The sequence below is a fragment of the Asticcacaulis sp. P2_B1 genome, from assembly GCF_056404915.1.
In genome coordinates, this window is sequence record NZ_JBFUDD010000012.1 from 55,020 (window position 1) to 78,647 (window position 23,628).

General features: G+C 60.5%; 20 protein-coding genes. 13 read left to right on the plus strand and 7 right to left on the minus strand.

The annotated features are described in order from the left end of the window. Positions 1 to 26: 26 nt before the first annotated feature. Both AC1DX3_RS19570 and AC1DX3_RS19575 read left to right on the plus strand, forming a co-directional pair. Positions 27 to 1,058, plus strand: coding sequence for a CFI-box-CTERM domain-containing protein (locus AC1DX3_RS19570; RefSeq protein ID WP_476991018.1), 1,032 nt, complete (start codon positions 27 to 29; stop codon positions 1,056 to 1,058). Then, positions 1,055 to 1,492 carry a YdeI/OmpD-associated family protein gene (locus AC1DX3_RS19575; RefSeq protein ID WP_476991019.1) on the plus strand — a complete coding sequence of 146 codons (438 nt, stop codon included), beginning with the start codon at positions 1,055 to 1,057 and terminating at the stop codon, positions 1,490 to 1,492. Before AC1DX3_RS19570 ends, AC1DX3_RS19575 begins: the two co-directional genes overlap by 4 nt. On the opposite strand, the gene AC1DX3_RS19580 is transcribed toward AC1DX3_RS19575, so the two are convergent. Then, entirely contained in the window at positions 1,489 to 2,595 is a 1,107-nt protein-coding gene (locus AC1DX3_RS19580) for an NADH:flavin oxidoreductase/NADH oxidase (RefSeq protein ID WP_476991020.1), read from the minus strand. The two genes, AC1DX3_RS19575 and AC1DX3_RS19580, sit on opposite strands and share 4 nt — an antisense overlap. A 139-nt stretch (positions 2,596 to 2,734) precedes the next feature. Between AC1DX3_RS19580 and AC1DX3_RS19585 the strand changes: the two genes are divergently transcribed. Both AC1DX3_RS19585 and AC1DX3_RS19590 read left to right on the plus strand, forming a co-directional pair. After that, positions 2,735 to 4,792 (plus strand): phosphocholine-specific phospholipase C, encoded by a 2,058-nt coding sequence (locus tag AC1DX3_RS19585; protein ID WP_476991021.1) that lies wholly within the window; start codon positions 2,735 to 2,737, stop codon positions 4,790 to 4,792. Positions 4,793 to 4,818: 26 nt separating this feature from the next. Beyond that, on the plus strand, positions 4,819 to 6,237 hold the full coding sequence (locus tag AC1DX3_RS19590) for an ArnT family glycosyltransferase (protein WP_476991022.1): 1,419 nt from the start codon (positions 4,819 to 4,821) through the stop codon (positions 6,235 to 6,237). A gap of 212 nt (positions 6,238 to 6,449) precedes the next feature. Here AC1DX3_RS19590 and AC1DX3_RS19595 read toward each other — a convergent pair whose 3' ends face one another. The 4 genes from AC1DX3_RS19595 to AC1DX3_RS19610 all read right to left on the minus strand — a co-directional run bounded on the left by AC1DX3_RS19595 (position 6,450) and on the right by AC1DX3_RS19610 (position 9,066). Further along, a complete protein-coding gene (locus AC1DX3_RS19595; RefSeq protein WP_476991023.1) occupies positions 6,450 to 7,676 on the minus strand; it encodes an RNA polymerase sigma factor in 1,227 nt (408 codons plus the stop codon). After that, a complete protein-coding gene (locus tag AC1DX3_RS19600) occupies positions 7,660 to 8,025 on the minus strand; it encodes a YciI family protein (protein ID WP_476991024.1) in 366 nt (121 codons plus the stop codon). Before AC1DX3_RS19600 ends, AC1DX3_RS19595 begins: the two co-directional genes overlap by 17 nt. Next, on the minus strand, positions 8,025 to 8,384 hold the full coding sequence (locus tag AC1DX3_RS19605) for a YciI family protein (RefSeq protein ID WP_476991025.1): 360 nt from the start codon (positions 8,382 to 8,384) through the stop codon (positions 8,025 to 8,027). Before AC1DX3_RS19605 ends, AC1DX3_RS19600 begins: the two co-directional genes overlap by 1 nt. A 247-nt stretch (positions 8,385 to 8,631) precedes the next feature. After that, on the minus strand, positions 8,632 to 9,066 hold the full coding sequence (locus AC1DX3_RS19610) for an OsmC family protein (protein WP_476991026.1): 435 nt from the start codon (positions 9,064 to 9,066) through the stop codon (positions 8,632 to 8,634). A gap of 412 nt (positions 9,067 to 9,478) precedes the next feature. Here AC1DX3_RS19610 and AC1DX3_RS19615 point away from each other — a divergent pair, with 412 nt between their 5' ends. From AC1DX3_RS19615 to AC1DX3_RS19630, 4 genes are all read left to right on the plus strand, one after another. After that, positions 9,479 to 9,775 (plus strand): hypothetical protein, encoded by a 297-nt coding sequence (locus AC1DX3_RS19615; protein WP_476991027.1) that lies wholly within the window; start codon positions 9,479 to 9,481, stop codon positions 9,773 to 9,775. Further along, positions 9,754 to 10,095, plus strand: coding sequence for a hypothetical protein (locus AC1DX3_RS19620; protein ID WP_476991028.1), 342 nt, complete (start codon positions 9,754 to 9,756; stop codon positions 10,093 to 10,095). Before AC1DX3_RS19615 ends, AC1DX3_RS19620 begins: the two co-directional genes overlap by 22 nt. 299 nt (positions 10,096 to 10,394) lie before the next feature. Next, positions 10,395 to 12,488, plus strand: a complete 2,094-nt coding sequence (locus tag AC1DX3_RS19625) for a right-handed parallel beta-helix repeat-containing protein (protein WP_476991029.1) — start codon at positions 10,395 to 10,397, stop codon at positions 12,486 to 12,488. 14 nt (positions 12,489 to 12,502) lie between these two features. Next, positions 12,503 to 14,038 (plus strand): rhamnogalacturonidase, encoded by a 1,536-nt coding sequence (locus tag AC1DX3_RS19630; protein WP_476991030.1) that lies wholly within the window; start codon positions 12,503 to 12,505, stop codon positions 14,036 to 14,038. Positions 14,039 to 14,213: 175 nt separating this feature from the next. Here AC1DX3_RS19630 and AC1DX3_RS19635 read toward each other — a convergent pair whose 3' ends face one another. Together AC1DX3_RS19635 and AC1DX3_RS19640 are read right to left on the minus strand one after the other, a co-directional pair. Continuing rightward, on the minus strand, positions 14,214 to 14,636 hold the full coding sequence (locus AC1DX3_RS19635; protein WP_476991031.1) for a tetratricopeptide repeat protein: 423 nt from the start codon (positions 14,634 to 14,636) through the stop codon (positions 14,214 to 14,216). 132 nt (positions 14,637 to 14,768) lie between these two features. Further along, entirely contained in the window at positions 14,769 to 15,503 is a 735-nt protein-coding gene (locus AC1DX3_RS19640) for a FadR/GntR family transcriptional regulator (RefSeq protein ID WP_476991032.1), read from the minus strand. A 286-nt stretch (positions 15,504 to 15,789) separates the two neighbouring features. Between AC1DX3_RS19640 and AC1DX3_RS19645 the strand changes: the two genes are divergently transcribed. From AC1DX3_RS19645 to AC1DX3_RS19665, 5 genes are all read left to right on the plus strand, one after another. Beyond that, the gene (locus AC1DX3_RS19645) at positions 15,790 to 16,929 is read left to right on the plus strand and encodes a mandelate racemase/muconate lactonizing enzyme family protein (RefSeq protein WP_476991033.1); all 1,140 of its coding nucleotides are present in this window, start codon (positions 15,790 to 15,792) and stop codon (positions 16,927 to 16,929) included. A gap of 130 nt (positions 16,930 to 17,059) precedes the next feature. Then, entirely contained in the window at positions 17,060 to 18,010 is a 951-nt protein-coding gene (locus AC1DX3_RS19650) for an aldo/keto reductase (protein ID WP_476991034.1), read from the plus strand. Beyond that, the gene (locus tag AC1DX3_RS19655) at positions 18,007 to 18,840 is read left to right on the plus strand and encodes an amidohydrolase family protein (RefSeq protein WP_476991035.1); all 834 of its coding nucleotides are present in this window, start codon (positions 18,007 to 18,009) and stop codon (positions 18,838 to 18,840) included. Before AC1DX3_RS19650 ends, AC1DX3_RS19655 begins: the two co-directional genes overlap by 4 nt. A 17-nt stretch (positions 18,841 to 18,857) precedes the next feature. Continuing rightward, positions 18,858 to 20,141: an MFS transporter gene (locus AC1DX3_RS19660; protein ID WP_476991036.1), complete on the plus strand. Its 1,284-nt coding sequence runs from the start codon at positions 18,858 to 18,860 to the stop codon at positions 20,139 to 20,141. A gap of 624 nt (positions 20,142 to 20,765) precedes the next feature. Further along, positions 20,766 to 23,492, plus strand: a complete 2,727-nt coding sequence (locus tag AC1DX3_RS19665; protein ID WP_476991037.1) for a TonB-dependent receptor — start codon at positions 20,766 to 20,768, stop codon at positions 23,490 to 23,492. Positions 23,493 to 23,628 lie beyond the last annotated feature (136 nt).

The window sequence follows — 23,628 nt, forward strand, 5'->3', positions numbered from 1 at the left end:
GCCGCGTGCTTACGGGGAGATCCGCCATGACCAATTCGCGCCGCCGTTTTCTGGGGTTGCTCGGCCTGTTCGGCCTGCCGAGCTCGGTATGGGCGCAGACCGCGGAACCGGCCGGCCCACCACAAATCGTCTGCGAAGCCCTGCTCCAGGCGACCAAGGATGGCTATAATGTCAACTACAGACGCCTTTACGAGTTGGTCGATGGCCGGCTGACACCCTTTGCCGACAATGACAGCAGTTCCGTCGATCTGGCGCCCACCAAGGCGCAATATGCCGACGGCTACAGCAGTGGCGGCACCTTGGGCGATATCAGCGACGGGGTATCCTTCGACGCCCCGCAATTCACCATCACCTCGCCGACCCTGTCCGGGTTCGCTGGCCGCTTTTCGATGTATCTGGTTAGCGAAACCAAGCTGACCGCCGTCACCGTCGTGCTGGTCACCAAGTCGGCGAAAACCGCTTGCACGTCAGGGACTTTCAATGTCGGCAGCGACGGCAAAACCTACAATATCGTCGGCTTTTGGACTCCGACCACGTCCGAAGTCCTGGGCGGATTGTTCGAAGTCGCCATCTATGTCGGCCAGGACCTGATAGCTGTCTTCGACTTCGACGCCAGCAGGGTCAATTATGCCGAATTGATCGCTGCCAAGGACCGCGAGGTTCTGGCGGCATCGGACCTCGTGCTCGACGCAGAGACCGGGGCGATCGAGGGTCTCGACGACTGCAAGCTGAACGACGGTTCGGATTGCTTCTTCACCACAGCGGCGGTGGGGACATTGGGCCTGAGCGACGATTGCTGGGAATTGCAAACCTTGCGCGCTTTCCGCGACGGGCCGTTGCGACGGACCGAGAGCGGCCGCGCCTTGAGTGTGCGTTATTATAACGAAGCACCGCGCCTGGTCGCCGGCATCAACGAGCGCGGCGATGCCGCCGCGATTTGGCTGAACAGCTATTGGTGCTATATCGTGCCGTGCGCGGTGATGGCGCGACTCGGGCTGGGAAGCCCGGCCGTCGCGCATTACAGGCGCTTGTTCAAGCGATTGGAGTCGTTGGCATGAAGTTTCACACCACCCTCTTGCAACCCGAAGGCCGGTCGGTGACCGGGATTGTTGTGCCGGCGGAGGTGGTGGAAAGCCTTGGCGCCGGCAAGAAGCCGCCGGTGGTCGTGACGGTCAACGGCTACAGCTATCGCAACACAATCGCCGTCATGGGCGGCAAATATATGGTGGGTTTGAGCGCCGAGCACCGGGCCGCTTCGGGTTTGAAAGGCGGCGACGCTATCGAGGTCGACATCGTGCTCGATGCCGCGCCGCGTACAGTCCAGGTGCCGGAGGATTTCGCCGCGGCTTTGGATGCGGCGGGTGTGAAGACGGCTTTCGATAAATTGGCCTATAGCCATCGCAAGGAACATGTTCGGGCGATCGAAGAGGCCAAGACGGCGGAGACGCGGACGCGGCGGATTGAAAAGGCCGTGGCGGGGTTGCGCGGTTAAGCCACAGCGTTGGGACCGAACAAGCCCTTGTGACCATGCGGGGCCGAGCGCCAGTATTGCGGCGGGGCGTCGACCTCGGCGCCCAGTTCGGCGGCGGCGTGCCACGGCCAGCGCGGATCGTAGAGCATGGCCCGCGCCATGGCGACCATGTCGGCCCTGCCTGAAGTGAGAATGTCTTCAGCCTGGTGCGGATCGGTGATCAGGCCGACCGCCATGGTCGGGACGCCGGTCGCCGCCTTGATGGCCTCGGCGAACGGCACCTGGTAGTTCGGGCCGGACGGTATCTTTTGCGCCGTCGAGATGCCGCCCGACGTGGCGTCGATCCAGTCGACACCACGCGCCTTCAGAGCCTGGGCGAAGGCAATGGTTTGATCGAGATCCCAGCCGCCTTCGACCCAATCGCTGGCTGAAACGCGGATACCGACCGGTTTGTTGGCCGGAAACACCGCACGCACAGCGTCGAAGACTTCGAGTGGAAAACGCATGCGGTTGTCGAGCGAGCCGCCATAGGCATCGGTGCGTTGATTGCTGAGCGGCGAGAGGAATTGATGCAGCAAATAGCCGTGGGCGGCGTGGACTTCGATGCCGTCGATGCCCAGTTTGTCGGCGCGTTTGGCGGCGGCGGCAAAGGCGTCGCGCACGCGCGTCAGGCCATCGTCGTCCAAGGCGTGCGGTACGGTCTGGTCCGGCTTGAACGAAACGGGCGACGGCGCCGACGGCGTCCATCCGCCCATGGCGAGTGAAATCTGTTCGCCCCCTTTCCAGGGCAGGTGGCACGATGCCTTGCGCCCGGCATGGGCCAGTTGCACGGTCACCGGGATATCGGAATATTGACGGATCGCCGCCAGGACCGGCACCAAAGCGGCTTCGGTGGCATAGTCCCACAGGCCTAGGTCGCCGGGCGTGATGCGGCCTTCGGGCTCGACTGATGTGGCTTCGAGGCACAGCATGCCGGCGCCGGAAAGAGCCAGGTGGCCGAGGTGAATCATGTGCCAGTCGGTCGCGCGGCCCTCTTCGGCCGAATATTGGCACATGGGCGAGACGATGATGCGGTTTTTCAGGGTCAGGTCGCGCAGTTGGATCGGCGTAAACAAGGCAGGCATGGGAGGTCCTTTTGGTTTCGCCGACATGTGGCGTCGCGACGATAAAGGATCAATATTGGGTGCGTCATTTTCGTGTCACGTCCTTGCTCTAAGACCCCGGATGAACGTAAATAGGCCGGGCGCTTGAGGGGATCACACCATGTCAAAGATCAATCGTCGCAACTTCATGCTCTCCGGAGCGCTGGCCGCCGCCCTGGGCGGGCTGCCGGCCTCGATCGCGCGGGCGCTAGATATGCCGGCCAAGGTCACCACCGGTACGGTCATGGACGTCGAGCACGTCGTCATCCTGATGCAGGAGAACCGTTCGTTCGACCATTATTTCGGGACTTTAAGCGGCGTGCGCGGGTTTGGCGATCGCTTCCCGATCCCGACCGTCAACGGCACGGTGTGGTCGCAGCCCGACGAGCATAATGCCAAGCGCATGCTGGCGCCGTTCAAGCTGAATACCACCCAGCATTTCGAGCATATGCGCGTGACCGGCACGCCGCACACCTTCCCGGATGCCCAGGCGGCGTGGAACAACGGCCGCATGGACAATTGGGCCGACGCCAAGCACAATCACAGCCTGGGCTATTTTACCCGCGACGATATTCCGTTCCAGTTCGCTCTGGCCGAAGCCTTTACGATTTGCGACGCCTATCATTGTTCGATCCATGCCGGCACCGACCCCAACCGCATCTTCCATTGGACCGGCACCAATGACCCGTCGGGCGCCCATCACGGTCCGGTCATCACCAACCAATATGATACGATCGGCGCCGACCCCGAAGGCCATGGCGGCTATACCTGGACGACCTATCCCGAACGATTGTCGGCGGCCGGCGTCAGTTGGCAGTGCTATCAGAAAGAACACGACAATTTCGATGATAACCCGCTGGTCGGATTCAAGCTGTTCCGCATGGCCGACAAGGCCAAGGACGGCCCGTTGGCGGACCTCGCCAAGCGGGGCTTGCGCACGCGCGATCTCGACTTGCTGAAGGCCGATGTTCTGGCTGGGACCTTGCCGCAGGTGTCGTGGGTGGTGGCGCCCGATATCGATTCCGAGCATCCCGGCCCGTCGAGCCCGGCCCAGGGCGCGGACTATACGTCGCGCGTTCTCGATGCCTTGACGGCCAATCCCGAGGTGTGGGCCAAGACGGTGTTTATCGTCAATTTCGATGAGAACGATGGCTTTTTCGACCATGTGCCGCCGCCGGCACCGCCATCGAGCCTGGGGCCGCTTGTCCTGGGTGAAAGTCAGGTCGACACCACCGGCGAATACCATACGGTCGGCAAGGGCGACTATATCGGCCGGCCCTATGGCCTGGGGCCGCGCGTACCGCTATACGCCATCTCGCCGTGGAGCAAGGGCGGTTACGTTAATTCGCAGGTCTTCGACCATACCTCGGTTATTCGGTTTTTGGAGGCGCGGTTCGGTGTCGAAGAGCCGAATATCTCGGCCTGGCGGCGGGCGGTGTGCGGCGATTTGACGAGCTGTTTTGATTTCGCCAATCCGAATCGCGAGGACTTCTTCCAGCATCTGCCAGCGACCAAGGCCTTGGCTGACCGGGCGCATGCTCTGGGCGGAACGACCACGCCGCCGACGCCGGACCAGATCGAAATACCGGTGCAGGACAAGGGGCAAAGACCGGTAAGGCCATTGCCGTATGATCTGGCGGCGACAACCCGCTTTGACGGGAATAGCCAGTACATCGATCTTGAGAACCGCAGCCATGATGTGGCCGTGGTCTTCCACATTTACACATCTGGAACCGCGCCTTTTCGCTATACGGTTAAGCCAGCTGGCAAGCTCAGCCACAAGATCCTCCATGTCGGAAGTGACGAGGCGCAAGGCCCGGCTACACTGGTCCTTGCTTCCGGCGGTTTCCATCGCCTGTATACGGGTCGGACGGACGCCGTGGTGCGGATGGAATATGCGACCGTGGCGATCGAGAACATTGGCGATGCTGAGCTGACTTTGACCTGGACGGATCAGGCTTATGGCGCCGCACCGCAGACGGTAACCGTGGCGGCGCACGGCACGCAAAGCCTGGTGCTCGATCTGACGGGCAGTCAGGGATGGTACGATTTCACGCTCGGCAATGCGCAATGGGTGCAACGTCTTGCCGGTCATGCCGGCGGTGATGGGGCGCGTGTCAGCGATCCTGCCTTAGGCGGCTCGTCCGTTATGATACCCTGGAAGCCGGCGGTTGTCTAAAACAGCGAAACCGGTCATGTAAGGGCATGATCGCCAAGCTGAAAGCCATCCCCTATCTGCCGCTTTTGACCGCCTTGATGGTGCTGCGCCTGGTCGCGGCGGCGTGCGGGCCGTTGTCGCCGGATGAGAGCTATTATTGGCTGTGGGCGCAGCATCCGGCGCTCGGCTATTACGACCATCCGCCCATGGTGGCGTGGTGGATCATGGTCAGCACCTCGGTGTTCGGGCATTCGCCTTTGGCGGTGCGGCTGCCGTTTGTGTTGAGCTTCGTCGTCCTGTCATGGTTGATGTGGGATGCTGCCCGGGCGTTGTTCAATGAGGCGGTGGCGAAGCGGACACTGCTGTGGCTCAATGCCTGTCTGTTGCTCAGTATCGGCAGCGTCGTCGCTACGCCCGACCCGCCGTCCGTCTTGATGTTGGCTGGCGGGCTGTGGGCGCTGTGCCGGCTGACGGCATCGGGCAAGGCGTGGTGGTGGCTGGTTTTCGGCGCGTTCGCGGGGTTGGGTGTCGAAGCCAAATATACCAATCTGTTCCTGGGTCTGGGCGTATTGGTATGGTTCGTCATGGACAAGCCGGCGCGGCGCTGGTTGGTGACGCCCTGGCCGTGGCTGGGGGCCTTGGTGGCTGTCCTGTTGATGCTGCCCAATATTTTGTGGAACCTCGACCACGGTTGGATTACGGTCGCCAAGCAGTTCGGCCGTATCGGTGCAAGTCATTTCACCGTTCGGTATTTCGTTGAGCTGATCATCGCCCAGCCGCTGTTGGTCAATGTGCTGATCTTCGTTTTTGTGGTGATCGGGATGTTGGCGGCGTTTCAGAATGGCGACAGCCGACTGAAATTGCTGGCCGCCCTGCCCTTGCCGTTGGTGGCCTATCTGGTGGTTCATGTTTTCCACGACCGTATCCAGGGCAATTGGCCGGCGCCGGTTTATCCCGGCCTAGTTTTACTAGGCGCCGTGGTGGCGGAAGGTATCACCGAGGGCAAGATCCTGCGCGCCAAGGCGTGGGCGGCGCCGTTCGGTATCGGGATCAGCATGGTTGTACTTTTTGTTCTGGCCTTGAGCGGCTGGGTGCCTCTGCCGGGCGCCGCGGGGCTGGGTCAGGGCTGGGATCGGCTGAGCCGGGATATCGCCATTCGGAGCGCCCATGCCGGCGCCGGCTGGATCGCCACCACCGATTACGACACTGAGGGCGAACTGAGCTACCATCTGCCGGGTGCTCATGTCGTCGGTATGGCGGAACGGACGCGTTACGACTGGACGGCTGAGATCGTCGGGCAGAAGGCGTTGATCGTGGTGGGGTTGGATCATCAGTCGGATTTGGGGCGCTGTTTCGATGGCTTAACGGATATGGGAATCGTGTCGAGGTTGGATAAGCCGGGACGGAAATCGGATTACCGCCTGTGGTCGGGGACGTTGAAAAGCCCGGCGTGCGACGTGGATTAGGCCATCCGGCGCCATTCGGAGTAGTCCTGGCTTATTCACGGCAAAACCCGCACTCCGAATGGCGAGCGGTTGATTGGCGGACGTATTATATTACCACTTTGCGCAATCAGGAAATAAGGTATCCAATGACCACAAATTGTCGGTCACCCACCATTCGGAGTGCCGGGTTTCTCGAAACAAGGCCATGGCTACTCCGAATGGCGCCGTTCGCGTCAGAGCATGGCTTGCTTGGCACGCAGGAAATCGCGCTGGGCGTTGTGGCGGCTGAGGCCGATGGCTCGGTCGTAGACGGCGTGGGCCAGGTCCTTGTCGCCAAGGCAGGCGAGAATATGGGCACGAACGGCCCAGAACGGTTGGTAGTCGGACATGCGGGACGCGTCCATGGCGTCCAGAACCAACAGACCATCGTGGGGCCTGCCGGCTTCGGTCAGGGCGGCAGCGTAACCAGTCTGCGATGCCAGCGATGGCGCGTAGCGCAGCAGGCCTTCGTAAAGGATGACGATCTCGGCCCAGTCGGTGCGGCCGGTTAGGGCGCGGCGGATATGGACCGACTGGATGGCGGCTTCGAGCTGGTAGCGGCCGAAGTCGCGTAACGGCTCGGCGGCGTTCAACAAGGCATTGGCCCGCATGATCATCGGCCAGACCCACAAGGTCGTGTCCTGTTCCGACAGGGCTATGTAATGGCCGTCGCGGAAACGCGCCGGTTTACGCGCTTCGCAATACAGCATCAAGGCCAGCAGGCCGTTCAACTCCGGCGTCAACGGCACCAGCGCCGCCAAGACCGTCGCCAGTTCCAGCGCCTCGCCGGACAGAGTGCCCTCGCCCGCGTCGCCGGCAAAGTCGCCCCAGCCCAGGCCATAGGCGGCATAGATGGCGGCCAGCAGCGGCGGCAGGCGCGCCGGCCATTCGGGCGCCTCCGGCACTTCGAAAGCGATGCCTGCGTCGCGGATCTTGCCCTTGGCGCGGCTGAGGCGCTGGGCCATGGTCGCCGGCTTGACCAGGAAGGCCGAGGCGATGCGGTCGGACGGCACGCCCAGAACCGTCTGCAACATCAGCGGCGTACGCAGGGTTTCGTCGATCGCCGGGTGGGCGCAGACGAACATCAGTTTCACGCGTTCATCGGGGAAAGGCGTATCACGCGCTTGGGCTTCATCCATCAGGGTTACCAGGGTCGGGATGGCTTCGGCGCGGACCTTGTCGCGGCGGTAGCCGTCCTTGAGACGATTGCGCGCGGCGGTGAGCAGCCAGGCTTCGGGTTTGTCGGGCACACCCTTGAGCGGCCAGGTTTCGAGTGCGCTTTCAAAAGCGTGCGACAGAGCATCCTCGCAAGCGGCGATATCGCGGCTGCGCGCCGACAGCCAGGCGATCAGGCGGCCGTAAGCGGTCCGCAAGGTCCGCGTTACGGCCGCCTGGGTGGCTTGGTCAAGCGCCGGGGTCATACTGTTTGGGTATGAGGTTCGGCCGAACCTCGACCTTGCGGCCTTTCGCCTTGGGCGCGCGCGACGCCCAGGTAATGGCGGTCGCCATATCCGGGACGTCGATGAGGAAATAGCCGCCCAACTGCTCGTGGGTATCGGCGAACGGGCCGTCCTGCACCATGCCATCGTCGAGATGCACGGTCTTGGCTGTGGCGACGGGATCGAGCCCCGCACCGTCGACGAAGACGCCTGCCGCTTTCAGGGCGCCGATATAGTCGGGCCATGCCGCCCAATAGTCGGCGGCGGCTTCGCGGCGCGTCCGGTCGGCGACGTCCTCGGCTGTCTGATAGATCAGCAGGGTGACATGCATCAGCTGGCGCTCATGTCGAGATTGGGACGCACCTCGACGGAGCCGCCATATTGCAGCGGCATGCGCGCCGCCCACTTCATCGCCGCATCCAGATCCGGCACTTCGATGATGTAGATCCCGCCCAACTGTTCCTTGGTTTCGGCAAAGGGGCCGTCCTGGACCTGTTGGCCGTCCTTGGCGAAACGGATGGTCGTCGCGGTCGTCGGCGCCTGCAAGCCTGCCCCGCCGGCCATGGCGCCGGCCTCGACCAGGGCCTGGGTGTAGGCGGGCCATGCTGCCCAATAGTCGGCGGCGCCTATGGGATCGCTGCGCGTGGCGAAGGCTTCGGGGGTTTCATAGATGATCAGCGAAAATTTCATGACACGGTTCCTTGTCTGCCTGAGCGCTAAATTTGCACGGTGCAAACCCGCTCGGCACCATAACGCGCGAGCGGGGCGGATTTCGACAGGGCGTGGAAAATAATTTCGGCGGAGTCTCGGGCGAGCGACAACTGCCCCACCACCACGCCGCAAGAGCGGCGCGGTCCCGTCGCTGCGAACGTATACGTTCGCGACGCTCCGCCCCGGCAAGCGGGGAGGAACAAAGAAAGGCATCTAAGCTACTAAATTAGACCAAGTTGGCTTCCAGGGTGATTGGCACGGACGACAGGGCCTTGGACACCGGGCAATTCGCCTTGGCGCCGGCGGCGATCTGGTCGAACTGGTCCTTGGTGATATTGGGGATCGAGGCCGTCAGCTTGAGGACGATACCGCTGATGGCAAAGCCGCCTTCGACCGGCGACAGGGTGACGGCCGCCTCGGTATCGATACTGGTGGCGGTAAAGCCGGCGCCGCCGAGGGCAAAGGCCAGGGCCATCGAGAAACAACCGCTGTGGGCGGCGGCGATCAGCTCTTCCGGATTGGTGCCGGCCTGGCCGTCGGCGTTTTCAAAGCGCAGTTTGAAACTGTAAGGCTGGCTGTCGAGCACATGGCTTTGCGTGGTCAGCGTGCCTTCGCCTTGTTGGCCATTGCCGGCCCAATGGGCTTTTGCGGTACGGATCATGGGGAGTTCTCCTGTGCGGTGAAATTGCACTGCGGGTTCTAGCGCTTAATGCCGTGCTGGGAAAGGCGATCACGAAAGTTTCATGACCATTTCGATGGAGCGCGTAGTTTTGGAACTGCGAATATATTTATGTTTTATTTCAATATATTAATGTTTATTATCGCAATTTTCGGCAGGTCTGTGTGGTCGAAACACGTCACACTTCCTGGTCATCGGTGGAGTTGGCGTGGTCCTGGCGCCGGTGTTCCGGCTGCTGGTCAAGTATCCACCGCGCGGGCAGAAAGAAGTCGAGCCGGCCGTTGCGGCGCCGACGCTCAGCATGTGAGCGGTCGCCAAATTGGCGGCGTCCAAGCTGTCCTTCTAGTTGCTGTCGCTGGGGTCGGCCTGTTCATCCATGGTCGGATACGGCGTCATGTACTGGATGCCGACCTTCCTGGCGCGCTCGCTGAAAATGGATCTGGTTAGCCGCTCGCAACTGTTCGCCACGGTGTTGCTGGTCGGCGGCGTCATCGGCATGGCGTTGGGCGGTTTTCTCGCCGATCGTTTCGGGCAGCAATGGAAGCCGGCCTATGCGGTGATACCAGCCGTGGCCTTCCTGATCTCGGCGCCGCTCTACATGCTGGGGGTGATGGCCAAACGCCCCATCAGGCGGTTCTCCTGTTCCTGGTCCTGCAGGCGCTGGGCCTGGTGTGGCTGGGCCCGGTCCTGACGGCGGTCCAGCACCTGGCGCCTACGTCGTCGCGCAGCGTCATGTCGTCGCTGTTCCTGCAGATCAACAATCTGATCGGTATTGCGCTGGGCACCTATGCCTTCGGCAAGCTGTCGGACCTGCTGAAGCCGCAATACCGCGTCGGCTCGATCCATATACGCCTTCCTCTACGGCCTGAGCTTCTATGTTGTCGCTGCGCTGCTCCTCGACCTGGCCGCGCGCTTTTTGAAGAAAAATTGGGTGGAATAAAAAAGACCCCTTCGGTGGGGGAACCGAAGGGGTCATTGCAAGACCAGCCGTCCAGGGGGCTTTACGGCTAGATCTTGGTGGTGGCGATCGCAGGTGGGATTAGGGCCGTCGAGGTCAGCGCCATGGCGAGCTCGAAGCCTGAGCCGGCGGGTAATCGCCAGGACGCGACGGTCATTCTGAACAGCTTCAACATGGTGGCCTCAATACACTGCGGATGAGCAAGGAATAGCGTGGCCCCCATCGCCGCGCCATATCGTCCAGCGGGCAAAAAAATCAGTAATGTGTTAACGGCGGAAAAGCACAGGTTCGACGTTGAAGTCATCAACATATGATGTATGATGTTTAAATTCACAATCGGCTGAGGAAAACCATGATCCGCTTTGCGACAAAAGCCGCCCTGGCGACGCTCATCATCGTAATTCCTACGATCGCCATGGCCCAAACCAAATGGGATCACCCGCATCGCGACTTTACGGTCTCTCCCTCCGGCGACGACAAGGCCAGCGGCGACACGGCGCATCCCTTTCGCACCCTGGGCCGCGCCCAGGCGGCGGTGCGCACAGCCAGTGCTGTGGGGGACGTGACGGTCACCTTGGGCGACGGCGTCTATGCGTTGGACAAGCCGTTGGTCTTTACCGCGGCCGACGGCGGACAGAACGGTTTCGCGGTCACATGGCGTGCGGCAGAGGGCGCGCACCCGGTTCTGTCCGGCGGTGTTCCGGTAGTCGGCTGGAGGATGTTCGACGCAGCCAAAGGTATCTTTGTCGCTGATGTGCCCAAGGGCAGCGACACGCGCCAGCTTTGGGTCAATGATAAGGTGGCCCAACGCGCCCAGGTCGAGATTTCGCGCGACACTGTGTCTTTCACCGAGACCGGCATGGCTATCAAGGATGCCAGCCTGAGTTATCTTGCCGGATTGAGCGGCCAGAAACGCATTGAGATAGAGAGCCAGGGCTTTTTCACCGCCCGCTTTTCGCCGGTCGAGAAGATCGTGGGCCAGACCATCACCATGCAGCAGCCGGCGTGGTCGAACAATATCTGGGGCTATGACAGCATCCCCTACCCTTACCATCCGGAATGGTCGCATCTGTTGCTGGAAAACAGCCTGAGTTTTCTCAGCCAGCCTGGGCAATGGTTTATCGATCCAACCGCCGGCAAGCTTTATTACAAGCCGCGCGTCGGTGAGAATATGGCAGAGGCGCGGGTCGTCCTGCCGCGTCTGGCGGTGCTGGTCTCGATCGCCGGCACCAAGGACAAGCCGGTCAGCGATCTCAATTTCAGCGGCCTGCAGTTTTCCTATTCGAGCTGGATGGGGCCGTCGTCGAACGAAGGTTTCGCCAGCCAGCAGAGCGGGTCGTTTATCGCCGGTAAGGCAGTCGCATATCCGAAAGACGTGCTGACCGTGTGCAAGACCGGCTGTCCGCAGTTCGAGACGGTGCGCAACAATTGGCGCCAGACGCCGGCGGCGGTTCAGGTGGCGGCGGCCCAGCATATCGTCTTCGACCGCAATGTGTTTACGCACCTTGGGCAGTATGCGCTGGGCATTGGTACCGACGCCAATGCCAATCTGTCGGGCCAGGGCCTGGCGACGGCCGACATCGTCGTGTCGCGCAACGTTTTCACCGATTTGGCCGGCGGCGCCATCGAATCCGGCGGGGTGCGGCCTGATGCTCACCATCCGTCGGACGGGAAGCTGACCAACCGGCAGTTGGTCGTCAGCAATAATTTGATCCAAACGATCAGCCAGGATTACAAGGATAATGCCGCCATCCTAAGCACCTATGTGTGGGGCGCGGTCATCATCCACAACGATATTTCCGGCGCGCCTTATGATGCGATCGATGTCGGTTATGGCTGGGGCTATGTCGATGCCGGCGGCAATCCCAATTACCGCACGCGCCAGCGCGGTTACGATCTGGGAAACCCCGTTTATGATACGCCGACGACGCACAAGGACGTCTTCGTCGGCTTCAACCGCGTCTATAAGGTCAAGCAGTTGTTCAATGACGGCGGGGCCATCTATAATCTCGGCGCCTGTCCGGATTGTGTCTTCGCTGAAAACCACGTCTTCGATATCGGTGATCGTATCGCGCTCTATTTCGACGAAGGTTCACGCGGTATAATGGCGCGCGACAATGTCGTCCAGGGCGCCAGCGCGTGGCTGAATATCAATACCGCCCACAGCGCTCTGCCCTTGCGCACCACGGTCAACAATACCGCGACCGGCAATTGGCACGATACGGCCGGCACGGCCGGCATCTGGACGGCCTATCAGAACGACCCGATCCTCGACGATCATTTGGTCACGAACAGCGCGTGGCCGGATGCGGCGAAACAGGTCATGGCCAATGCCGGTATCGATCCGTCGGCTGGGCCGGTGGAATTCGGCGATGTCAAGCCACGCGCCAAGCCGGCGGACCTGCCGGCGTCCAATGGCTCGCCGACCGCGCCGGTCAAGAAATGATACGGCGGGCGTTTTTGACAGGGGCGGCGGCCTTGGTGGCGGCGCCGGTTTTCGCGGCGACGCCGGGCTTTTTCGATGTCCGCGATTTCGGTGCGCGTGGTGACGGCATAACCGTCGACAGCCCGGCCATCAATGCCGCGATCAAGGCGGCCAATAAGGCCGGCGGCGGTACGGTCGTGCTGACGGCCGGGCATTATCTCAGCTTTTCCATCCGCCTGCTCGATCACGTCACGCTTTTGCTGGCCGAGGGCTGCGTGTTGGAGGCGGCCGATCCGGTGTTGCACAAGGGCGCCTATGATCTGCCGGAAAGTGATCTGGAAGAAGAGTTTCAGGATTTCGGCATCACGCAGTTCCATTGCAGCCTGATCTATGGCGACGGCGCCAACGACGTTGCCGTGATCGGACGAGGGATGATCCATGGGGCCGGACTGTTGCGTGAAGACGCCGGCGCCCATTGGCACGGAGTCGCCGGCTGGCATCCCGGATGGTCGCGGACGGAAGACCCGAAGGACATGGCGATGAACGGCCAGGGCATCCGGGCCATCGGTTTCAAGTCGTGCCGCAATGTCCTGGTTCGCGATGTCACCATCCTGCAGGGTGGGCATTTTGCCTGTCACCTGCTGGGGTGCACGCATGTGTTGGTCGACACCATCACCGTCGATACCGATCGCGACGGCATCGATATCGACTGTTGCCGCGACGTGCGCGTGCGCGATTGTATTGTCAACGCGCCGAAAGACGACGCCATCGTCGTCAAGTCGAGCTATGCCTTGGGGCAGAAAATTGTCTGCGAAAACATCAGCATTACCGGCTGCACGACCAGCGGCTATGCGATGGGTACGTTGTTGGACGGTACGTACCGGCCGTCGGACTATATGTCGGTGGATAATATCGGTGTGCTGGGGCGCATCAAGCTCGGGACCGAAAGTAATGGTGGATTTCGCAATATCCTGATCGACGCCTGTGTGTGCGATAACACGCGGGGCATACTGATCGGGGTGGTCGACGGCGGGGTGTTGGAAGACGTCACGGTTTCGAACATCGTCCTGCGCAATCCTGTCAATCATCCCTTGTTCGTCCGTCAGGCAGCGCGACTGCGGGCGCCGGTGGGGACAGTTGTCGGGGCATGCCGGCGCGTGCGCTTCAGCGACATCGAGGTGTCGGGTGCCAAAATGGCCTGCGGCGTCCAGGGGATCAGCGATGGTATCATTTCCGATGTGTCATTCTCGGGTGTACATGTTGCCTATGCCGGCGGTGGCACCGCCGCCGATGCAGCGATTGTACCGGTGGAGAAGCGTGAGGCCAGCCTGGAGGTCAGCTTCATGAAGGCACTGCCCGCCTATGGCTTTTATGGCCGGCAAGCGACGGGATTGGTGTTGCGCGATTGCAGTTTTACAATTGATAGCGCGGATGCGAGGCCGGCGGTGGTGCTGGATCGGGTGACGAACAGCGAGATCGATGGATTGCGGTCGAGTTCCCCGTTGGAAGGGGCGGTGCGGCAAGTGGTGTGTGAAAATGTCGCGGTCGGGAGCGTGCGGCAGGTTTCCTGAAGGAAAGGAATCCACAGATTACGCCGATTTCGCAGATTTTTCAGATATTTAACGACAAGATTCGTGGTTCTTATGCGTGCCTCGCCCGGCGCTTCGCGCCACCCTCCCCTTAAACGGGGGCGGCGGAAGAAAGATTAGCACCCTGCCTCAACGAATAAGATAAGCGCTTGCTAGATTATAAAACTGCGCGCGTCTTGAGAAATTCCAGATATTTTGGATCATCACTTTTAAATATATCTTCGCCCGCTCCCATATAGGCTCGCATTAACTCGTTGGCGGCGGCATCTTCCTCACCGACATCGAGCAATACTTGGCCCAGTCGAAAATGCAGGAACGGATTTCCCAACGCACCAGGACAGGTCATCGCATATTCAAGCGCCTGCCGTGCAGACCCGTTTTTACCGTCCAAATAACACGAATCCCCTATCGCGGCCAAAATCCAGGTAGCTGCTTCCCAATTGTTCTTCGGATCAGGTAATAACTTCCATGCTTTATTATACTCAGCAATTGCTGCTTCAAAATTCCTCGATTCGGCAAGGTTGTCGCCCGCTTTGCATAAACGAACTATTTCGTCATGCACTTCGTCCGCCAATTCCAAGCTATTGTTTATCATATCTTATTTAGCCACGATTTCAAATTAGGCACTGTAAGAAGAGTGTGCGGCAGGCGAACAATGAGGCTCTGAAAAATCTGCGTAATCTGCGTAATCTGCGGATCCCCTAACCTGCCCTTAGCCCCGCAACGAGGTGGGTCGGCGTTTGTGCCATGACGACTCGATATGATCGCGCATGGCCTTGGCGGCGCCTTCGGGGTCGCGCTTCATGATGGCGTCATAGACCAGTTGGTGGGCCTCATGCGTCGCTTTGATATGCTCGACATTCAGCTTGCCGGAATAGTTCAGGTTTTTCAGCGCCTTACCCTGGATCGAATTAATGATGGCCTCGCTCAAGCGATCACCGGAAATACGCATGATGATATCGTGGAAACCGACGTCTTCATGGACATAGGCCGCCGGCGTCTCGATCAGGGCTGCCAGCTTTTCCAGTTGCGCCGTCAGGTCGGCGGCATCGTCAGCTGTCAGTTTCTGCGCCGCCTTGGCCGCCATCGACGCTTCGAGCGTGACGCGGATTTCGATCAGGTTGTCGAGATAGGACAGGCCGTCCTCGCGCTGGAACAGGGCACTCAGGACCATCGGGTCGAGCAGGCTCCAGTGCGCCGAATCCTGCACGATGGTGCCCCTGCCCTGCTGCGAAATCACCAGGCCTTTTTCGGTCAGGGCGGTGGTGGCTTCGCGGATAACGGTGCGGCTGACTTCGAACATGTCACACAGCACATTTTCCGGCGGCAGAGCCGAACCGGCCGGATAGACTTCGGTAACGATGGCGGTAACCAGGTCTTCGACGACGGCCACAGCCAGACGTGGACGGCGACGGGCATTGCGAGCGGAAAAAGCGATAGCGGTCAAGTCGGCGTTACCTTGAAATATCCGTGATTCCATCAAGCTTAACACGGATTTAGCGAATTCAGCACGCGTTTAAGTTCGTAACAAAAACGCGCCTAAAGAATATATGTTATATATTATCGCCACCGTGGCAAGCGGCTTTAGGGCGCATTTTCAGCATCTTAGACTTCAAACATCACATCCGTGATGCAATGCGCTTGTCAACCGCCGCGCAAGCTGTTAGGTTCATCATACATATTATCTATTCACATCGCGGTACGGATGCCGCGGCCGGCCCGAGAGTAAGTTGATGAAGATTACCGGCTATCGCAGTCTGACCACGGTGCACAATTGGGGCCGTCCGATCGGTGATGTCAACGGCATCATCAAATCGGGGGTAACCGACGTGCCGGTGCTTCTGCTGACGACCGACGAGGGCCTGACCGGGGTCGGCCTGGGCGCCCACGGTGATATCGATCGCGTCTTTCCGGCCATCGAAGGCGAAGACCCGCGGGCCGTGGCCACGCTTTACGATCGCATGCTGGCCCACGTCTTCAAAAGCGGCCATGCCGGCGCCACCTATGGCGCGATCGGCGCCGTCGACATGGCCTTGTGGGACCTGAAGGCCAAGATGGCCGACGAGCCTTTGTGGCGCACCCTGGGTGGGCGCGACCGGTTCGTGCCCGGCTACGCCTCGGGTTTGTGCCAGGGCCTGGATGACGATGCCCTGGTCGCGCTCTATGAAAAGTGGGCCGATCGCGGGTTTACCGGCGCCAAACTGAAAGGCGGGCGAAATATCGACCGCGATATCCGGCGGCTGTTGTCGGTCCGCGAGGTCCTGAAACGCAACACGTCGCGCCCCGCCATGATGTTCGATGTCAACGAATCGTGGTCGCCCAAGCAGGCCATCCGCCATATCGCCGAAATCGAACAGCATATGGACCTGACCTGGATCGAGGAGCCGGTGCGGCGTTGGGACGCCGAAGGCCACGCCGTGATCGGCCGCGCCGTCAAGGCGGCTGTGGCGACGGGTGAGAACCTGACAGGTCTCGATCAATATAGTCCGCTGTTTGCCGCTGGCGCGGTCGATGTCGTCCAGGCCGGTATGGTGTGGGGCATTACGCACTTCAATCGGGTCGCCATGGCGGCTCACGCGCATAATTTGCCGGTGTCGCCGGTCGGATACAACTGCAATCCGGTGGCCCATGCCGCTACGGCGGTGCCCAACCTGTTGACGGTCGAGCTCCAGGACTTCGGCTCGCCGGTCGGGCTGAAAGTCGATCAGGAGATCGCCGATGGCGGTATCGTTTTGGGCGACGCGCCGGGCCTCGGTATCGAGGTCGACGAGGCCGTGATTCTGAGCACGCGCCAGTCCGGCCAATGGGCCGTCGCCGGCGGCCCGCATGTGCGGCCGGCGCGTGCCGGTTTGCGGCTGGTGCCGGAAAACTAGATCGATACGAATTTTGGTAGAAATGCCAAGTGAAGTAAGAAACCCCTCACCCGGCAGGCTGAAGCCTGCCACCCTCTCCCCTTGAAAGGGGCGAGGGGGAAGTAAGCGCTCTGAGTAAGATAAAAACCAGATGGAAACGACACGATTAGGTGGGGACGGACCAGAGGTTTCGGTGCTGGCCCTGGGCGCGGCTTCGCTGGGCAGCGTCTATCACAAGGTCAATCAGGACGACGCCGATGCCACGGTGCATACGGCATTGGAACTGGGCGTGTCACTGATCGACGTTGCGCCCTATTACGGGCTGACCACGGCGGAGACGGCGCTGGGGCACGCGCTGAAAGGTATTGCGCGCGATCGCTATACCCTGGCGACCAAAATCGGCCGTTACGGTGACAAGGACTGGGATTTTTCGCGCGACGCCACTATGCGCAGCCTGGAGGCCAGTCTGGGGCGTTTGCAATGCGGCCATGTCGATATCCTGCAATGCCATGACATCGAAATGGGCGATTACCGCCAATTGGTCGATGAGGCCATCCCGGCCCTGCATGACCTGAAGCGCCAGGGCGTTATCGGTTATGTCGGCATCACCGGTTATGATCTGGCCCTGCTGGAAAAGGTCGCGGTCGAACAATCGGTCGACACGGTCATGGCCTATTGCACCTTCACCCTGCAGGACCAGCGCCTGGCGCCAGTGGCCAAGCGCCTGCAAGCGCGCGGGATCACCGTCTTCAACGCCTCGCCGCTGGGCATGGGTTTGCTGACGCGGCGCGGACCGCCTGATTGGCATCCCGGGCACACCTCGGTGCACGCCGCGGCGGCGGAAGCGGCAGGGATTTGCGCCGAAGCCGGCAACGATATTTCCCGCCTGGCCCTGCAATTCGCCATGCAGGCGGCGCGCGCCAATGGCATCGCCTCGACGGTAATAGGCTCATCCAGTCCGGCCAATATGCGCGACAATGTCGCCGCCCTGAGCGCGCCGATCGACGAAGACTTGTTGGCGCGCGTGGAGGAAGTGTTGGCGCCCGTCCTCGATAAAGGGTGGGATGTCCTGCCGGGCAATGGCGGCAAGGCCGGCCAATGATCGATGCCCACCTCCATCTTTGGGATCCGACGCAGCTCGATTATGACTGGTTGAAACACGTGCCGGCGATTGCCGGCGTGCACGACAGCGAACGTTTCAAAAATATTGGAATTGACCTGAAGGGCGCCGTTTTCGTCCAGGCCGATTGCGCGCCTGAACAGGCACTGGCGGAAGTCGATTGGGTCACCGCGCAAGATTTCCCGATTTTAGGAATTGTCGCCTATGCACCGCTTGAAGCGGGTGGCGATGTGGCCCCTCACCTCGCCGCCCTGACGGCGCGGCCATTGGTGAAAGGTGTTCGTCGCAACGCTCAGAACGAGGACGACGGTTTCATGACCGCTGCCGGTTATGTCGCCGGTATGAGGTTGACCGCGGAAGCCGGCTTGGCGATTGACATGTGTATTCGTGCGCCGCAACTGCCGGAACTGCTTGAGGCCGTCCGTCAGGTGCCCGAGGCGCGGATCGTACTCGATCATCTCGGCAAGCCCGATATTGCGGCGCATGACGCCAACATCAATGGCGACGATTGGGCCGACAACCTGTCTGCCCTCGCCGCCCTGCCGAATGTTTGGTGCAAGTTGTCCGGTCTGCCGACCCAGGCGACGTGGGACGACTGGCGGCCCGAAGAGCTCCTACCCTATCTGCACCACGCCATCTCGGTGTTCGGACCGGACCGCTGTCTGTTCGGCGGCGATTGGCCGGTCGTCGATCTGGCCGGCGGCTACGGGCCTTGGCTGGATGTCGTCGAGGCGGCGATCGCCGGCCTGAGCGTGGAAGATCAAATACGAATCCGGGCCGGCAGCGCCCGAGACGTTTATCGTCTACAATAAAAAACGAAGGAAACGACATGGACCTGCAACCGACCCTGACCGAGGCGCCCGCGCCCAGTTTTACCGGCATCCCACATGTTGCAGGCGCCCGGCGCTGGCTGCTGCTCGGCTCTTTGTTCGTCTGCTTCTTTATGCTTTTGGCGCTCTATTGTGGTGTGCTGGCCGTGCTGCTGCCGAACCAGATCGCGGCGCTCGACCCCGCCAACAAGGTGGGTAATCTCGGCCTGATGTTCTTCGTCACCTCGATCTTCTCGACCCTGACGACGCCGATCGCCGGTGCGCTGTCGGACCGGACGCGGTCAAAATTGGGCCGCCGCACGCCGTGGATCATCGCCGGCTCGGTCGTCGGGGCCATCGCCTTGGCCAGCGTCGCCTATATGCCGACCTTCTGGAGTATCACCGCGGTTTGGGTGGTGGCGGCCGTCGCCCTCAATTCCATGCAACCGGCCTTGACAACCGTCGTCGCCGACCGCTTTCCCGAACATGCTCGTGGTACCGCGTCAGGCTTTGTGGGCGCAGGCATGACGGCCGGCGGGACGGTCGGCATGATCGTCGCCGGCCGCTTGGCCAACAACATGCCCCTGGCCTATGCCGTCTTCGCCGGCGCCATCGCAGTATGCTGCCTGGCCTTCGTCGTCCTCAACCACGATACTTCGTCCAAGGGCGTGGCGTTGAAGCCATTCAAAATCGGTGATTTCGCCAAGGGCTTCTGGATCGATCCGAAGGCCTATCCCGATTTCTGGTGGGCCTTTCTCGGCCGCTTCACCATCTACATGGGTTATCAGGGTATCGTCACCTACCTGCTCTATATCCTGCAGGACTATATCCACCTCGGCACGGACCGCGCCAATATCGTTATCGGCACAGTGTCGGCCATCACCTTCGTCTGTGTCATGGGTTCGTCCCTGCTGTCGGGCCTGGTGTCGGACTGGATCAAACGCCGTAAGCCGTTCGTTTTCGCCGCCAGCCTGATCATGGGCGCCGCCATGGTCGCCCCTCTTTTCATCCCCTCGCTCAATGGCATGTACATTTATGCCGCCCTGATCGGCTTAGGCTATGGCGCTTTCATGTCGATCGATATGGCGCTGATGACCCAAGTCCTGCCCAAGGATACCGGCGAAGCCGGCAAGGATCTCGGCCTGCTCACCACCGCCGTCAATATTCCGCAGATCATTTCGCCGGTTCTGGCGGCATGGCTGTTGAAATCTTTTCACACCGATTACCGTGTTTTGTTCCTGGCCGCGATCGTCTTCGTCTTCGCCGGCTCCTTCTTCGTTTTGCCGATCAAGTCGGTGAAATAACAAGATATCCCTCCCCGGGGTGTTGACTGGCCGCTTCCGCAAGCAAGCGGTCATTTTTGTATCTGCGCGCAATTACTCAGACAATTAATTTTCAAACAAATCATTAAACATCAGCAAATGATGCATTTCACACAAATCAAATCAGTAATGTTGTGATTAAGTCACATCCCGCCAAGCACTTATGCAGCGCCCTCCCATCCCACCTCCAAGTCGGCATCGATGTCCTGTGATCCTTTCTATGAAAGACTTTCTCGCTTCTGGCGCTTGCAACAACATCTGTGGCCGGGCAACCTCTTTTCCTTCCATTGACATCATGCGACCTTGAGGCTTTATGATAGGGCAGCGACGCGGCGGCCGTTTGCGGATTCACAGGCTCCGCCGGTACGCCCCGTCGCTGTAAAACAATAAAGAAAACAGGGACCAAGCACGATCACCAAGCCTTTCACTACGGCCGCTCCACGCCTACAGCTCGCTAGGTCACGTTGCCTCAATTTCTTGTGTACCCATTGGATTTCAGCCCGGGCGTATTGTCAGACATATGATGATAATTTGACACACATATTACGATAAAATAATATGCCTCATCAGCGCTCAATATAGAGCGAGATCCAAGGAAGGAAATCTATGTCCAGGAAACTTGTACTGCTGGCCGCCACCGCCCTCTCGGCCGCCGCACTGCTGGCCCCCGAATTCGCCGCCGCGCAGGATGCCTCCACCACAGCCGCCGCCCCTGCCGCCAGCGAAGATACAACCCAGACCGTTGTCGTTCGTGGTATCCGCCGCGGGATCAAGCAATCGCTCGATATCAAGAAGTCCGCGATCGGCGTCGTCGATTCGATTGCTTCCGAAGATTTGGGCAAGCTGCCCGACCAGAACGTCGCCGAATCGCTGCAACGCGTCGCCGGCGTCACAATCGAACGGAACCGCGGTGAAGGCCGCTATATCTCGGTCCGCGGTTTCGGTCCCAAGTTCAATGCCGTCACTGTCAATGGCCGGACCCTGGCGACCGACAATAACGGCCGCGAATTCTCCTTCGACGTACTGCCGTCGGAACTGATCTCCGGCGCCGACGTCTACAAGTCGCCGCAAGCCAATATTAACGGCGCGTCGATCGGCGCCACGGTCGATATCCGCACTCTGCGTCCGTTGGACCAACCGAAGAATTTCTCCCTGGCCGGCTCGATCGGCGCCAGCCACGCCGAATTGGCCGACACCAACAATCCCGACGCGGCAGCCGTCATGAGCTGGCGCAATGAGGCCCGCAATTTCGGTGTCGCACTCTCCGCCTCCTACAGCGATGAACAAGTCCGCGACGACGAATTCACCATCGGCGCCGGTCACGTCTATCGCTCCTCGACCGATAGCTATTACAATGCCGGCGGAGTCCCCGGCGCTCGTATCGGCGCGAATGTCGCGCCGTTCAGCCATATCTCGATGCCGTCCAACCTGTCGCCGTTCTTCTTCGTGCGTAACAAGAAGACGACCGGTTTCAACGGTTCGGTGCAGTATAAGCCGACGGATCGCCTGACCCTGACGCTGGATACCCTCTATTCGAAGTCGGACATCACCGAGGATCAAACCGGCCTCGCCTATGATTTCTCGGGCGGCACCTTGATCGACCAGGTCGTGGCGGACGGCGAAGCCGTTTATCAAAAATACACCAACGGTACGGTCGACGAAATCCTGCAACACGATACGCGTAATGTAACGACTTCGATGGTCGGCTTCAATGCCGCCTGGAAGGCCACGGACAGCCTGACCTTGTCGTTCGACGCCTCGACCTCCAAGGCCGAGCGCCGCGGCAAGGCCAATGACTATTTCACCACCATCCGCCGCAAGCATATGGATTTGTGGTTCGACCGCCGCAGCGGCAGCCCGATCTATGATTACGGCTTTACCAGCCCGAACTATCCCGACGCCGCGACCAATCCGCAAGGCATCACCGCCCACTACTATATCTGGGGCGGCGGATCGGACATCGACGACAAGACGACCGAGTTCAAGTTCGACGGCAAATGGGCACCTGAAGGCGCCGTGACCCTCTATTCCGGTATTGCCAGCGAGCAGCGCACCAAGACGATCACCACTAATTCGACCCCGGGCGGCGAGCAATGCGCCTATTGCGGTTCGGATCGTGTCCTGCCGACATCCTTGTTCCATTCGACCGATATGGGCTTTTTTGAAAGCCATAACGGCAATGTCATTCGCGACTGGATCGCCTATGATCCGTTGGCCGTCATCATGCAGGTCGACCAGTTCGCCACCCAGGATGGCAAGGCCTTCGATCCCGGGCGCTTCGATCCGGCAGGTTCGTCGGTCGTCGATGAAAAGGTGCTCATTGGGTACCTGATGAGCGACATCCGCACCGAAATCGCCGGCATGCCCTTGTCGATCAATACCGGCGTGCGCATCGAGGACACCAAATATACCTCGTCCGGCGCGTCGCAGACCATCATTTCCGCCGTTCCCAACGGCGCAGGCCAGAACCTCATCACGCTTTCGGGCATTGTTCCGGTCAGTTTCGAAGGCAAATATACCGACATCCTGCCGTCTTTGAACGTCAAGCTGAGCCTCACGGACAACCTGATCGCCCGTTTCGCCTCATCGCGGGTCATCACCCGCCCGACCCTGTCCGACCTGTCGCCGAAGCAGTCGATCCAGACCAATCCCGGCAACGAGACGATCAAGCGCGGCAATCCGGATCTGCAGCCTTTCCGGGCATCGCAGATCGAAGGTGGCCTGGAATGGTATTTCGACAAGCTGTCCCTGCTGTCGGTCTCGGCCTTCTACAAGAATATCGACTCGTTCGTCACCCTGACCACAACGCCGCAAAAGGTCGACCAGGTCACCTTCCAGGTAACCGTGCCCACCAACGGCAAGGGCGCCGTCGTCAAGGGTTTCGAACTGGGTTACCGTCAGTCGTTYGGCCAATTGCCGGCGCCGTGGGACGGCCTGGGCGTGCAGACCAGCTTCACCTATGCCGAAAGCAATGCCAACTATACCAATACCGTGGCGCATGTTTCCTACGGCCTGGAAGGTCTGTCCAAGTACAGCTACAGCCTGATCGGCTTCTATGAAAAGTACGGTGTCCAGGCACGGGTCGCCTATACCTGGCGCGACAAGTTCCTGCAGGTCGCTTCGGGCCGTAACGGCGAGCCGGAATATTTCGACGCCTATGGCCAGCTCGACGCCAGCCTGTCCTACGACCTGACGCCGCATGTAACCCTGTACCTTGACGGCCTCAACCTGACCGATACGAACGAGTTCATCTATTCGGTTACGCCGGACCGCACCAAGGAATACCGCACGACCGGCAAGCGCGTCGCCGCCGGGGTCCGCTTCCGCTTCTGATTTCAGCCTTCTGTGATCAAACCGGTTCGGCGTTTACCCGTTTCATCGACCCGCGACAGAGGCCCCTTAAGCCGGCATTCCACGGAATGCCGGCTTCTTTTTGTCGTGGCAACACCAGCGCCTCGCGTTGACATGG

Coding starts and splice junctions, on each gene's coding strand:
- AC1DX3_RS19570 (WP_476991018.1), top strand. CDS start 27: ATGACCAATTCGCGCCGCCGTTTTCTGGGGTTGCTCGGCCTGTTCGGC.
- AC1DX3_RS19575 (WP_476991019.1), top strand. CDS start 1,055: ATGAAGTTTCACACCACCCTCTTGCAACCCGAAGGCCGGTCGGTGACC.
- AC1DX3_RS19580 (WP_476991020.1), bottom strand. CDS start 2,595: ATGCCTGCCTTGTTTACGCCGATCCAACTGCGCGACCTGACCCTGAAA.
- AC1DX3_RS19585 (WP_476991021.1), top strand. CDS start 2,735: ATGTCAAAGATCAATCGTCGCAACTTCATGCTCTCCGGAGCGCTGGCC.
- AC1DX3_RS19590 (WP_476991022.1), top strand. CDS start 4,819: ATGATCGCCAAGCTGAAAGCCATCCCCTATCTGCCGCTTTTGACCGCC.
- AC1DX3_RS19595 (WP_476991023.1), bottom strand. CDS start 7,676: ATGACCCCGGCGCTTGACCAAGCCACCCAGGCGGCCGTAACGCGGACC.
- AC1DX3_RS19600 (WP_476991024.1), bottom strand. CDS start 8,025: ATGCATGTCACCCTGCTGATCTATCAGACAGCCGAGGACGTCGCCGAC.
- AC1DX3_RS19605 (WP_476991025.1), bottom strand. CDS start 8,384: ATGAAATTTTCGCTGATCATCTATGAAACCCCCGAAGCCTTCGCCACG.
- AC1DX3_RS19610 (WP_476991026.1), bottom strand. CDS start 9,066: ATGATCCGTACCGCAAAAGCCCATTGGGCCGGCAATGGCCAACAAGGC.
- AC1DX3_RS19615 (WP_476991027.1), top strand. CDS start 9,479: ATGTACTGGATGCCGACCTTCCTGGCGCGCTCGCTGAAAATGGATCTG.
- AC1DX3_RS19625 (WP_476991029.1), top strand. CDS start 10,395: ATGATCCGCTTTGCGACAAAAGCCGCCCTGGCGACGCTCATCATCGTA.
- AC1DX3_RS19645 (WP_476991033.1), top strand. CDS start 15,790: ATGAAGATTACCGGCTATCGCAGTCTGACCACGGTGCACAATTGGGGC.
- AC1DX3_RS19650 (WP_476991034.1), top strand. CDS start 17,060: ATGGAAACGACACGATTAGGTGGGGACGGACCAGAGGTTTCGGTGCTG.
- AC1DX3_RS19655 (WP_476991035.1), top strand. CDS start 18,007: ATGATCGATGCCCACCTCCATCTTTGGGATCCGACGCAGCTCGATTAT.
- AC1DX3_RS19660 (WP_476991036.1), top strand. CDS start 18,858: ATGGACCTGCAACCGACCCTGACCGAGGCGCCCGCGCCCAGTTTTACC.